The sequence below is a fragment of the Nocardioides sp. GY 10127 genome, from assembly GCF_004919085.1.
Taxonomy (GTDB): Bacteria; Actinomycetota; Actinomycetes; order Propionibacteriales; family Nocardioidaceae; genus Nocardioides.
In genome coordinates, this window is sequence record NZ_STGL01000008.1 from 134,404 (window position 1) to 146,088 (window position 11,685).

An 11,685-nucleotide genomic window follows, 5' to 3' on the forward strand; every position below is an offset into this window, starting at 1 on the left:
TCCCGGCTCACACAAAATGTGGACACACCTTCGCATTTGCCCCCTCGGTGGTGTCAACGCCCTCGGCCGCCGGACTCCTATGCTGCCGAGCATGACCTCGAGCCCGACCCCACCCGCGGCGCTGCAGGAGCGCAGCCGCCGCACGCGCCGGGCGCTGCTCGACGCCGGGTTCGGGCTGCTGACCGAGGGCGGCCCCGAGGCCCTCACGATCGCCGCGGTCTCGAGCCGGGCCGGCGTGGCCACGGGCACCGTCTACCGCCGCTTCGGCGACCGGGACGGCCTGCTCACCGGGCTCCAGGAGGAGTTCACCACCGAGTTCCGCGAGGACTTCTCGCACCGGATGAGTGCCTCGCGCCTCCGCTCGGGCGCGGCGCCGGCCGAGGCCGTCGAGGTCGCGGTCCGGGCGTTGGCGGACACCTTCCGCAGCCACGCCACGCTGCTGCGCGTCTTCGTCGTCCTCGGGCTCGCCGACGAGCGGGTGGCCGCCACGGGCGCGCGCGCCAGCCACGAGGGCGGGCGGGAGCTCCGGGCCCTCCTCGAGCCCTACCTGGACGCCTTCACCGGCCCGGACCCCGAGCACGACGTGGACGTCGCGCACCGGCTCGTCTACGCCGCGTGCATGCACCGGGTGGTGCACGGACCGCAGGCGGAGTCCCCCCGCGAGCTCACCTGGGAGCAGCTGACCGACGAGCTCGTGCGCACCGCCCGGCTGCTGCTGCTCGGCCCCGCGCAGACCTGACGCGGCGCCCGCGCAACCGACTCCCCCTGTCCGCTCAGACGTCCGGATCGCCCTGCGTGCGTCCGCTCACAGGACGAAAGTCCCCTCCTGTCCACCACAGTGCCGCCACAGTTCCGCGGCCGGGAGCCCACAGACCCCCGCTCCAGCCTCGGGGCCAGACGCCCTGCGGATCGGACCTCAGGGCGCTGAGCGAGGAGAGCACCACGATGATGGACACGAGTCGACGGACGCTGCTGAAGGCGGCCGGCGTGACGACGGTGGGCGGGGTCGTCCTCTCGGCCTGCAGCGCCGGGAGCGACACGAGCTCGGACGACTCCACCAGCAGCGCTGAGGCCTCCTACAGCACCGGCTCCATCGAGTTCGACGGCTCCCAGTGGAGCTACGACGCCGACAACGACGTCTACTACCAGCTGGGCGCCTACTACGTGACCGACCCGCAGGCCCCCGACATCGAGACGCTCGCCGTCTTCGTCCCCGGCGCGTACCTGTCGACGAGCAAGAACGACGACGGCACCTACACGGGGACGATCGACACCTCCGGCACCGTCGGCGACTTCACCGCCGCGACCGCCCCCATCGTCCTGCCGGTCAACACCCCCGGCTACGCCTCGCAGGCGGCACTGACGTCCTACAGCTACGACACCGTCTCCTCCTACATGGAGGCCGGCTTCGTCTACGTCTCCCCCGGGCTGCGCGGCAAGGACACCAACACCGACGACTACGACGGCAACGCGCCGTGGGGCGTGACCGACCTGAAGTCGGCCGTCCGCTACGTCCGCTACAACGCCGACCTCATCCCCGGCGACACCGAGCGCATCGTCGTCTTCGGTCACTCCGGTGGCGGCGCGCAGTCCTCGATCATGGGCAGCAGCGGCGACAGCACCCTCTACACCGACTACCTCACCACGCTCGGTGCGGCGATGGAGGACGCCTCGGGCAAGACCATCTCGGACGCCGTCAACGGCGTCATGGCCTGGTGCCCGATCACCAGCCTCGACTACGCCAACGCCTCCTACGAGTGGAACATGGGCCAGTTCTCCAGCAGCGGCACACGCAAGAAGGGCACCTGGACCAAGCAGTACTCCCTCGACCTCGCCGACGCGTGGGCGAGCTACCTGAACCAGCTGAAGATCCGCAACGGCTCCGGGAAGGTCCTGACCCTGGAGAAGAGCGACGACGGGCACTACCTCGCGGGCAGCTACTACGACCACGTGGTCTCGGTCGTCGAGGACTCCCTCAACGACTTCCTCTCGGTCACCGACTTTCCCTACACCCCGTCCAACTCGTTCATGGCGGGGATGGACACCGGCACCAGCGGCGACTCCTCCGGTGCGCCGAGCGGTGACATGAGCGGCGCGCCCAGCGGCGACATGTCCGGGGCGCCCGACGGCGACATGCCCAGCGACATGGGCAGCGGTGGGCCCGGCGGCGACATGAGCGGCGCGCCCGGCGGCGACATGGGTGACATGGGCGGCGCGGGCGGCACCACGACGTCCACGACCTACAAGACCGTCGAGGCCTACTTCAAGCACCTCAACAAGGGCGGGACCTGGGTGCGCTACGACGCGGACAGCAACACCGCGACCGTGCTCGACCTCGGCGGCTTCGTGCAGAGCCAGAAGGAGGCCACCAAGGACGTCGGCGCCTTCGACGGCATCGACCGGGGCGAGACCGAGAACGTGGTCATGGGCAGCGGGGAGGACGGGCTGCACTTCGCCGGCGTCTCGCGCAGCGTCATCCGCGCGAACCAGGGCACCTACGCGTCCTACTCCGACTGGAAGTCCTCCTACGCGGCCTCGCAGTACAGCCGCGACTTCAAGAAGACCGACGACGTCGGCGGCGACGTGCTCGACCGCATGGACATGTACAACCCGATGTACTACCTGAGCCCCTGGTACAGCGGCTACAAGTCGGCCACCATCACGCCGCACTGGCGCATCCGCACCGGCATCATGCAGGGCGACACCGCGCTCACCACCGAGATCAACCTGGCGCTCGCGCTCGGCCAGCTCGGCGCCGTGAAGGACGTCGACTTCGCCACCGTCTGGGGCCAGGGCCACACGATGGCCGAGCTCACCGGCGACGCCACCGACAACTTCATCTCGTGGGTGAAGGAGACCGTGGCGTCCTGATCCTGCCCCCGCCCCCGTCTCCACCCCGCTCGGGTGGGCGGGGGCGGGCCGCGTGCTGCCACCATGACGCCGTGGAGGTGTGGACGACGGTCGGGCCGGGCGTGCCGGTCGCGGCACTCACCGCCCTGCTGGTCGTCGCGTTCGGCCACCCGTCGCCGCGGCGCGAGGCCCTGGTCTCCCTCGGGGCCGTGGCCGCCGTCCTGGCGGTCGGCGCCCTGCCGGCGGCGGACGCCGCGGACGAGCTGCGCCGGCTGGCACCGGTCGTCGGGTTCCTGCTCGCCGTGCTGGTCGTCGCGGACGTGGCCGCGCGCGCCGGGGTGTTCTCCGCGGCGGGCGACCTGCTCGCCCGCCGCTGCGCCGGCCCCGACCGGCTGCTGGCGGGAGTCGGGCTCCTGGGCGCGGTCGTCACCAGCGTCCTCAGCCTCGACGCGACGGTGCTCCTGCTGATCCCCGTGGCGGTGACGGCCGCGACCTCCCGGGGGTTCTCCCCGCGCCCCGTCGCCCACCTCGGCCTCCGGGTCGCCAACTCGGTCTCGATGCTGCTGCCGGTCTCGAACCTCACCACGCTGCTCGCGCTGCCCTGGCTGGGGCTCACCGCGACCGCGTTCGTCGCCCGGACCGCGCCGGTCATGGCCGTCGTGCTGGTCGTCGAGGTCGTGGCCGTGCGGCTCCTCGCCCCGCGCGGGCCCGTGCCGGCGCCCGCGCCTGCCCCGGCGCCGGCACCGGTGACCGCCGACGAGCAGCGCCCCGCCCTGGCCGTGCCGGTGACGGTGGTGGTCCTCATGCTGGTCGGCTTCGTCGCCGGCTCGGCGTGGGGCGTCGACCCCGTGTGGCCGGCCGCGGCCGCGGCGTCGGTGCTGGCCGGCTGGGCGCTGCGCCGGGGCCTGGCGACCGGTCGCGGGCTGGTGAACGCGGCCCACCCCACCTTCGCGGGCTTCGTCCTGGCGCTGGGGCTCGTCGTCGCGGCCGTGGTCGCCGGGCCGGCCGGGGGCGCGGTGGCCCGACTGCTCCCCCACGGCGCCGGCTACGCCGACCTGCTGCTGCTCGCCGGCCTCGGGGCGCTGCTGTCGTGCCTGCTCACCAACCTCTCCGCGACCCTCGTGCTCGCCCCGCTGGTGGCACCGCTGGGCACCGACGCCCTGCTGGCCACCCTGCTCGGGCTGAGCATCGGGGCCGGCCTCACCGTCTCGGGGTCGCTGGCGACGCTGCTGTGGCGCCGCACCGTCCGGCGCGTGGGCCTCGACGTCGGGCTCCTCGAGCTCCACCGCGTCTCCCTGGTGGCCACGCCGGTCTCGCTGCTCGCCGCCGTCACGACGCTGTGGGTGCTGGCGTAGGGGGTCTGCCGGCGTGGAGCGGGCGAGCCCGCCCGGACGCTCAGGGCAGGGCGGGCTGCTGCTGGGTGATGCAGTGGATGCCGCCGCCCCGGGCGAAGATCGGCCGGGCGTCGACCGAGACCACCTCGCGGCCCGGGTAGGCCTCGGCCAGCACGTCACGGGCGACCGCGTCGCCGGGGTCGTCGAACGCGCAGGCCACGACGCCGCCGTTGACGACGTGGTGGTTGACGTAGCTGTGGTCCACGAAGCCGCCGGGCTCGCCGGTCGCCGGGTCCGGCTCGTCGCGCAGGCCCGCGGGCGCGGGCAGGTCGACCAGCCGCCAGTCGGCCGGCAGCCCCGCGGACAGCGCGTCCCGCACCTGCGCGGTGACCGCGTGGTCAGGGTGCTCCGGGGAGCGCTGGGCGTGCAGCAGCACCACGCCGGGCTCCGGCATCGTCGCCACGATGTCGACGTGCCCGCGGGTGCCGAGCTCCTCGTAGTCCCGGGTGAGCCCGCGCGGGAGCCACACCACCCGGTCCACGCCCAGCCTGGCCCGCAGCTCGGCCTCGACGTCCGCCTCCACCAGGCCGGGGTTGCGGCCGGGGTCCAGCTGGACGGTCCGGGTGGCGAGCACGGTGCCCGCGCCGTCCACGTGGATGCCGCCGCCCTCGTTGACCAGGGAGGACGGGAGGACGACCGCCCCCGCCGCCTCCGCGACGAACCGGCCGATCCGCGCGTCCCGCTCCCACCGCGCCCAGGCCTGTGCGCCCCAGCCGTTGAAGACCCAGTCCACGGCGCCCAGGCGCGGGGTGCCGCCGCCGGACCCATCGGCCCCGTCGTCGATCACGAAGGTCGGGCCGATGTCGCGCATCCACGCGTCGTCGAGCGGGGCCTCGAGGAGCTCGACGTCCGCCGAGAGCCACTTCCGCGCCTCGCCGACGGCCACGGGGTCGACGACCATCCGCACCGGCTCGAACGCGGAGACGGCGTGCGCGACCGCGGCCCACGCCGCCCGGGCCTCGTCCGCCTCCGCGGCGGTCTCGCCCAGCGCGTAGCCGTGCGAGGGCCAGGCCATCCAGGTGCAGGTGTGCGGCGCGGTCTCCGCCGGCATCCGCCAGGTCATGCCCGGGCCTCCTCGGCAGCGGTGGCCGGCGCAGTGGCCGGCGAGGTGGACAGCGAGGGGACCGGCGAGGGGACAGGCGAGGGGACCGGCGTCGTGAGCACCGGCGCGGCCAGGCCCGCGTAGCTGTCGGGGCGGCGGGTGGTGAGGAAGGGGAAGAGCGTGAGCCAGTCGGCGCGCGAGTCGAGGTCGAGGTCCGCGACGAGCACGGCCTCCTCGTCGCGCGGGGCCCGGGCGAGCACGCGGCCGTAGGGGTCGGCGATGAAGGAGGAGCCGTAGAAGCGGATGAGGCCCTCGTCCCCGGTGCGGTTGGGGACGACGACGAACAGCCCGTTCGCGATCGCGTGGCCGACGACGACGTGCTCCCACAGCGGGGCGGTGTCGAAGTCGGGGTGGTCGGGCTCGGAGCCGATGGCGGTCGGGTAGGCCAGGACGTCCGCCCCGCCCAGCGCGTAGAGCCGGGCGACCTCGGGGAACCACTCGTCCCAGCACGTCGGCAGGCCGAGGGCGGCGCCCAGCGCGGGCACCTGGTGCACCGGGTAGGCGCCCTCGGCCGGGCCGGGGCGGAAGTAGTGGTCCTCGACGTAGCCCTCGGTGACGGGGATGTGGGTCTTGCGCGTCCGGGCGACCAGGCGGCCCTCGGGGTCGACGAGGATCGCGGTGTTGAAGCCGAGGCCGTCGCCGTACGGCGTCCCGTCCTCGTCCGCGTCCGCGCGCTCGTAGAGCGAGGCGTGCACGTGGACGCCGTGGCGCCGCGCGGCCGCGGCGGCGAAGGCCAGCGTCGGGCCGTCGACCAGGGGCTCGGCGAGCTCGGCGGCGACGCCCTGGGGCTCGGCGAAGGCGGGGTAGCGCGACAGCGTCAGCTCGGGCAGGAAGACGACGCGGGCGCCCTCGGCGACGGCGAGCGCGATCCCGGCGTCCAGCGCGGCCACGAGCTCGTCGCGGTCCTCGCGCCAGTGGTGCTGGACCAGGCCGACGCGGAGCGTCCCGCGGCTGCCAGCGGCGCCGCCGGGGTCGGCCACCCTCGCGGGCGACGGCAGGGCGGTGGCGGTGACGAGGTGCACGGTGGTCCTCCCGGGGAGCGGCGCCGGCGGGCCCGGCGTCCGTCGAGCACCTTAACCGAACGTCATTCGATTAGGTAGTAGGGTGCCCGCATGGCCCGCCCCACCTCGCCCGTGCTGTCGGTGGAGAAGATCGCCCGGGCCGCCCTCGCGCTCGTCGACCGCACCGGCGAGCTCGTCGTGGGGCGGCTCGCCCGCGACCTCGGCGTGAGCGCGTCGTCCCTCTACCACCACCTGCCGAGCAAGGCGGCGATCGTCGAGGCGGTGCGGGCCGAGGTGTTCCGCGCCATGCCGCGCCCGCCGGAGGGGGTGCTGGACGGCACGGCCGACCGCGCCGAGGGCGAGGCGGCCCTGCGCGCGCTGCTGCGGGCCTACCGCGACTGCTTCGCCGCCCACCCGCGCGTGATCGGCCTGCTCACCAGCCACACCGTCAGCGCGCCCGAGGTGCTGGCGGTCTACGACGACCTCACCGCCACCCTGCTCGCCGCCGGCGTGCGCGAGTCACGCCTGCTCGACGTCGTCACCGTGCTCGACAGCTTCGTCATCGGCTCCGCCCTCGACCTCGCGGCGCCCGAGGAGGTGTGGGACGCCGAGCGCGCCGGCCACCCCGCCCTGGCCGCCGCGCTGCGCGCCGCTCCGCGAGGCCGGCAGCGGGCCGACCTGGCCTTCGACGCCGGTGTCGACCTGCTCGTCGGCGGGCTCGTCCGGGGCTGATCCGGGGCCGATCGGTGTCGGGCCCGACGGTGGCGCGCCGGCGGGTGCCGGGCGGGTGGATGTCGGGCGGGTGAGTGTTGGGCGGTGTCCCAGCAACCTGGCGCGGGGCCCCACACGTTGCCCAGCCACCGCCGACCCCCACGCCCGGCTACCGGCGGTGCCCCAGCAACCTGCCGCCGGGCCCCACACGTTGCCCAGCCACCGCCCACCCCCACGCCCGGCCACCGGCGGTGCCCCAGCAACCTCCGGCGGGCCGCCACACGTTGCCCAGCCACCGCCCACCCCCACGCCCGGCTACTAGCGGTGCCCCACCAACCCCCGGCGGGCAGCCACAGGTTGCCCAGCCACCGCCCACCACCGACGCCGGCCACCAGAGGTGCCCCACCAACCGGGACACGGCATCAGTCGGTTGCCAGCACACCGCTCCCCCCGGCGCCCGGCGGTGCCAGACTGAGCCGGTCCCGAGGAGAGGAGCCACCGGTGCCTGCACGCCCGCGTTCGGCGACCCACTCGGGCACGTCGTGAGCGCCGACGCAGGTCGGCCCGGCCCGACCGAGCCCCGGCGTACCGAGGACCCGGCGGACGCGGCCGACCTCGACCTCGTCGCCCGCTGGCTCGCCCTGCACGACCCGGAGCCCGCCGACGGCCTCGACGTCCTCCTGCTCTTCGGCGGCTCCCTGCCCAGCGCGTGGGACGAGGCGGCCGCCCGGGTGCTGGCCGGCCGGGTCGGCGCCCTCGTGCTGGTCGGCGGGGCGGGGCACACCACCGACGCGCTGCGGCGGGTGCTCGGCGTCGAGGACCCCACCCGCACCGAGGCCTCGCTCATGGCCGAGCACCTGGCCCGCGAGCACGGGATCGTCGACGTCGTCCTGGAGGACGCCTCCACCCACTGCGGCAACAACATCACGCTCGCCCGCGACCTGCTCGACTCCCTCGACCTGCGCCCGGGCACGGTCGGGCTCACCCAGGAGCCGACGATGCAGCGCCGGATGGACGCGGTGTTCCGGGCCGAGTGGTCGCCCCGGGGCGTCCGGCCCGTCAACCTGCCCGGCCCCGACGCCCGCCACGCGTGGCCGCCCGGCCGGTGGGAGCGGCTGGTGCTGGGCGAGGTGCCCCGGCTGCGCGACGACGAGGACGGCTACGGCCCGCGCGGGCGCGGGTTCCTGGCCCACGTGGACGTGCCGGACGACGTGGCCGCGGCGCACGACCGCCTCCTGGCCCGCCACCCGGACTGGGCGCGGCCCCAACCTTGAGGCCGGGCCGCGAGAGACAGCCCTGAGACACAGCCGGAGACCCGGGCGTGGTGCGCCGAGCCCGCACGAGCAAGGCTGGACGCATGACCAGCTCCCCTGACCCCGCCACCCCGGCTCCCACCAGCACCCCGGCCAGCACCCACCCCACCGGCTACGCCACCGGCCGCCTGGGCGACAAGACCGTCCACCGGGTCGGCCTGGGCGCCATGCAGCTCGCCGGCCCGGGCGTCTTCGGTCCCCACGCCGACCCCGAGCGCTGCCGCACCGTGCTCCGCCGCGCCGTCGAGCTCGGCGTCGACCACGTCGACACCTCGCAGTTCTACGGTCCGGACGTCGTGAACGAGCTGATCCGCGAGGCGCTGCACCCCTACCCCGAGCAGCTGCGTCTGGTCACGAAGGTCGGCGCGACCCGCGACGACCGCGGCGGCTGGCTGCCCGCCGGACGCCCCGAGCAGCTCAGGGCCCAGGTCGAGGACAACCTCCGCACCCTGGACGTCGAGCGGATGGACCTCGTGAACCTCCGCCGCTACGAGCGGGACGCCCCGGGCACCGACGCGGCGCCGCTCGAGGAGCAGCTCGGCGCGCTGGCCGACCTGCGCACGGAGGGCAAGCTCGACCTCATCGGCGTCTCGTCGGTGCACGCCGAGACCGTGCGGACCGCCCTCGAGAGCGTCGGCATCGGCGAGGTGCAGAACCCCTACTCGCTGCTGGACCGCGCCGACGAGGAGGTCCTGGACCTCTGTCGTGCCCACGGGGTCGCCTACGTGCCCTACTTCCCGCTGGGCTCCGCGTTCACCGGTGGGCCGGCGGCGCTCGCCGCCGACGAGCACGTGGCCTCGGTGGCGGCGCGGCACGGTGTCAGCGCCACCCGGGTCGCGCTCGCGTGGCTGCTGGCGCGCTACGAGAACCTGCTGCTCATCCCCGGGACGAGCTCGCCGGAGCACCTCGAGGAGAACCTCGCCGTGCTGGACGTCGTCCTGGACGCCGACGACCTGGCGGAGCTGGACCTGGTGGAGCCCCGGCCGGTCGGGCACTGACCGGTCGGCCACTGACCCCGTCGGGCGCTGACCCCGTCGGGCGCTGGCCAGAGCGGGGGGCGGCGCGGTCGGGCTCAGCCGTCGGAGGCGTCCGGGTCCTCGGACAGGACGCGGTAGACCTCGCGGCGGGCCCGGTCGAGCAGCACGCGCACGGCCTCCTGCTGGGCGGTCGTGCCGTGCCGGCCGACCTCCCGGACGGCGCCGTGGAGCCGGTCGAGCTCGGCGCCCAGGTCGGGGCCGCTGTGCGCGAACGCGGCGAACGGGTCCTCGCCGGACTCGGCGAGCTGCTCGGCGGCCGTCCGCCCGGCGGGCGTGAGCGCCACCGTCTTGCGGCCGGACTCCGACGTCACCTCGGCCAGGCCGTCGGCCTCGAGGCCGCCGATGGTCGGGTAGACGACCCCGGGGCTCGGCTTCCAGGCGCCGTCCGTGCGCTCGGCGGCCGCCTGCATGAGCTGGTAGCCGTGCATCGGCTCCTCGAGGAGGAGCAGGAGCAGGGCGGCGCGGACGTCGCCGCGCGAGGCCCGGCCCCGGCGCCCGCCGCCGCGGCCGCCGCGGCGCGGGTGCTCGGCGTGGCCCGGGTGTCCCGCGTGATCGGGGCGCTCAGGGCGATCCGGGCGCTCGGGGCGCTCGCGTCGCCCGTCCTCGTCACGCATGCGCTCACCCCGTCCTCGCCCGGCACCTGCCGGCGGTTCGTCCGACGGGCCGGACGATACCCGCCGCCCCGTCGCGTCGGCGGCGCCGCGGGGGCGGCCGGAGCCGGCCCCCCGCGGGCCCTGGGCGGGGCCGGGCTCAGCGGCCGCGGCCGCCACCGCGTCCACCCTCGACGTCGTTCTCGCGCTTCCAGTCCCGGAAGCCCTCCTCCGTGCGGCCCTGGCGCCAGTAGCCGGAGATCGACAGGTCGCCCCGGTCGAGGCCCCGCTCGCCCACGAGGTACGGGCGCAGGCCCTGCATGGTAGTCGCGGCCTCGCCGTGGACGAAGGCGCTGACCCGACCGGCCGGCCACTCGAGCGCGGCGACGGCCGCCACGAGGTCGCCCCCGGAGGCCCGGTGCACGTAGGTCACCTCGACCCCGTCGGGGAGGCCCTGCGGGAGCGCAGCGCCGGCGGAGAGGTCGGGCTCGTGCTCGGCGTCCTCGACGAGGAGGACGACCTGGGCACGCGCGCCGGCCGGGAGAGCGTCGATGGCGGAGAGGACCGCGGGCATCGCGGCCTCGTCGCCGACGAGCAGGTGCCAGTCCGCGTCGGCGTCCGGGCGGTACTTGCCGCCGGGGCCCTTCGCGAGCAGCGTGTCGCCCGGCGCGGCGGCGGCGGCCCACGGACCGGCCACGCCCTCGTCGCCGTGCAGCACGAAGTCGATGGCCAGGGTGCCGGCCGCGACGTCGGGGAACAGGGCGGTGTAGGTGCGCACGACCGGCATCTCCTCCGGGGGGACGGTGCCGCGGGCGGCGCGCAGGTCCAGGTCCGCGAAGCGGGAGACGTCCCCGCCGTCGGGGGCGAACACGAGCTTCACGTAGCGGTCCGTCGTGTCGCTCCCGGCGAAGGCCGAGAGGTCGTCGCTGTGGAACCAGACGCGGCGCAGGCCCGGCACCGGGGACTCCGTGCGCGTGACCGTGAGCAGCGTCGAGCCGCCGCGGCCCTTGCCGCCGCGCCCGCCGCGCTCACCGCGGCCCTCACCGCGCTCACCACGCTCGGGGCGGTCGCCGCGCTCGGGGCGGTCGCCGCGCTCGGGCCGGTCGCCGCGCTCGGGGCGACCCTCACGGCCGCGGGGGCCCGGGCCCTCCGGAGGTGCGGGGGGTGCGGCCAGGTCCGTGACCTCCATGGCCAGGACGCCGTGCAGCGCCCGGCGGGTCTCCGCGAGCCGGGCCAGCGCGGCCTCGCGCTGCGCGTCGCTGCCGCCGCGGCCGATCTGGCGGACGAGCGCGTGGAGCTCGGCGAGCTCCTCGCGCAGGGCGCCGCCGGACTCGCCGCCCGGGCCGCGTCCGCGCTCACCGCGCTCACCGCGCTCACCGCGCTCACCGCGGCCGCCGCGTCCCTTGCCGGGCCGGCCCTCACGGCCCTCACGGCCGTCCTTGCCCGGCTTGCCGCCGCGTCGGCCCTCGGGCCCGCGGCCGCCACCGCGGCGTCCTTCTCCTCGTCGTGCGTCGTCGCTCCCCTCCGGCCCGCGGCCGGTACGGGGAGCAGTGGTCTCAGTGGTTCCGGGAACATCCCGGTCGATGTCGTCAGTCATGTGACTCTCCTCTATCTCGATGCGTCGAAGATATATCGCGATAGAGGATCGAGCAAGTACCGGGACGCAGCCGCGCCCCCGACCACGGAG

10 protein-coding genes are annotated in these 11,685 nt (G+C 75.6%); 6 read left to right on the plus strand and 4 right to left on the minus strand.

The window, feature by feature from the left end; all coding sequences use genetic code 11:
* The first annotated feature begins 91 nt into the window (after nucleotides 1-91).
* The 3 genes from E8D37_RS15320 (at nucleotide 92) to E8D37_RS15330 (ending at nucleotide 4,205) form a co-directional block, all read left to right on the plus strand.
* Nucleotides 92-739, plus strand: coding sequence for a TetR/AcrR family transcriptional regulator (locus tag E8D37_RS15320; protein WP_136570702.1), 648 nt, complete (start codon nucleotides 92-94; stop codon nucleotides 737-739).
* A gap of 209 nt (nucleotides 740-948) precedes the next feature.
* Nucleotides 949-2,871, plus strand: a complete 1,923-nt coding sequence (locus tag E8D37_RS15325) for a subtype A tannase (RefSeq protein ID WP_136570703.1) — start codon at nucleotides 949-951, stop codon at nucleotides 2,869-2,871.
* 71 nt (nucleotides 2,872-2,942) lie between these two features.
* Complete coding sequence (locus E8D37_RS15330; RefSeq protein ID WP_168929775.1) at nucleotides 2,943-4,205, plus strand: SLC13 family permease; 1,263 nt, start codon at nucleotides 2,943-2,945, stop codon at nucleotides 4,203-4,205.
* A 40-nt stretch (nucleotides 4,206-4,245) separates the two neighbouring features.
* On the opposite strand, the gene E8D37_RS15335 is transcribed toward E8D37_RS15330, so the two are convergent.
* Both E8D37_RS15335 and E8D37_RS15340 read right to left on the minus strand, forming a co-directional pair.
* On the minus strand, nucleotides 4,246-5,307 hold the full coding sequence (locus E8D37_RS15335) for an agmatine deiminase family protein (RefSeq protein WP_136570705.1): 1,062 nt from the start codon (nucleotides 5,305-5,307) through the stop codon (nucleotides 4,246-4,248).
* On the minus strand, nucleotides 5,304-6,368 hold the full coding sequence (locus E8D37_RS15340) for a nitrilase-related carbon-nitrogen hydrolase (protein WP_136570706.1): 1,065 nt from the start codon (nucleotides 6,366-6,368) through the stop codon (nucleotides 5,304-5,306). Before E8D37_RS15340 ends, E8D37_RS15335 begins: the two co-directional genes overlap by 4 nt.
* Nucleotides 6,369-6,458: 90 nt before the next feature.
* Between E8D37_RS15340 and E8D37_RS15345 the strand changes: the two genes are divergently transcribed.
* The 3 genes from E8D37_RS15345 (at nucleotide 6,459) to E8D37_RS15355 (ending at nucleotide 9,369) form a co-directional block, all read left to right on the plus strand.
* Nucleotides 6,459-7,079: a TetR/AcrR family transcriptional regulator gene (locus E8D37_RS15345; RefSeq protein WP_136570707.1), complete on the plus strand. Its 621-nt coding sequence runs from the start codon at nucleotides 6,459-6,461 to the stop codon at nucleotides 7,077-7,079.
* 521 nt (nucleotides 7,080-7,600) lie between these two features.
* Complete coding sequence (locus E8D37_RS15350; protein WP_136570708.1) at nucleotides 7,601-8,332, plus strand: ElyC/SanA/YdcF family protein; 732 nt, start codon at nucleotides 7,601-7,603, stop codon at nucleotides 8,330-8,332.
* A gap of 83 nt (nucleotides 8,333-8,415) precedes the next feature.
* Nucleotides 8,416-9,369 (plus strand): aldo/keto reductase, encoded by a 954-nt coding sequence (locus E8D37_RS15355; RefSeq protein ID WP_136570709.1) that lies wholly within the window; start codon nucleotides 8,416-8,418, stop codon nucleotides 9,367-9,369.
* Between the two features lie 74 nt (nucleotides 9,370-9,443).
* On the opposite strand, the gene E8D37_RS20140 is transcribed toward E8D37_RS15355, so the two are convergent.
* Nucleotides 9,444-10,022: a PadR family transcriptional regulator gene (locus E8D37_RS20140; protein ID WP_206055781.1), complete on the minus strand. Its 579-nt coding sequence runs from the start codon at nucleotides 10,020-10,022 to the stop codon at nucleotides 9,444-9,446.
* A 136-nt stretch (nucleotides 10,023-10,158) separates the two neighbouring features.
* Nucleotides 10,159-11,595, minus strand: a complete 1,437-nt coding sequence (locus tag E8D37_RS15365) for a siderophore-interacting protein (protein WP_240770479.1) — start codon at nucleotides 11,593-11,595, stop codon at nucleotides 10,159-10,161.
* Nucleotides 11,596-11,685 lie beyond the last annotated feature (90 nt).

What these genes read in the sequence shown, in the direction of transcription:
- E8D37_RS15345 (WP_136570707.1), top strand. Translation starts at nt 6,459, where the DNA reads ATGGCCCGCCCCACCTCGCCCGTGCTGTCGGTGGAGAAGATCGCCCGG.
- E8D37_RS15325 (WP_136570703.1), top strand. Translation starts at nt 949, where the DNA reads ATGGACACGAGTCGACGGACGCTGCTGAAGGCGGCCGGCGTGACGACG.
- E8D37_RS15320 (WP_136570702.1), top strand. Translation starts at nt 92, where the DNA reads ATGACCTCGAGCCCGACCCCACCCGCGGCGCTGCAGGAGCGCAGCCGC.
- E8D37_RS15365 (WP_240770479.1), bottom strand. Translation starts at nt 11,595, where the DNA reads ATGACTGACGACATCGACCGGGATGTTCCCGGAACCACTGAGACCACT.
- E8D37_RS20140 (WP_206055781.1), bottom strand. Translation starts at nt 10,022, where the DNA reads ATGCGTGACGAGGACGGGCGACGCGAGCGCCCCGAGCGCCCGGATCGC.
- E8D37_RS15355 (WP_136570709.1), top strand. Translation starts at nt 8,416, where the DNA reads ATGACCAGCTCCCCTGACCCCGCCACCCCGGCTCCCACCAGCACCCCG.
- E8D37_RS15335 (WP_136570705.1), bottom strand. Translation starts at nt 5,307, where the DNA reads ATGACCTGGCGGATGCCGGCGGAGACCGCGCCGCACACCTGCACCTGG.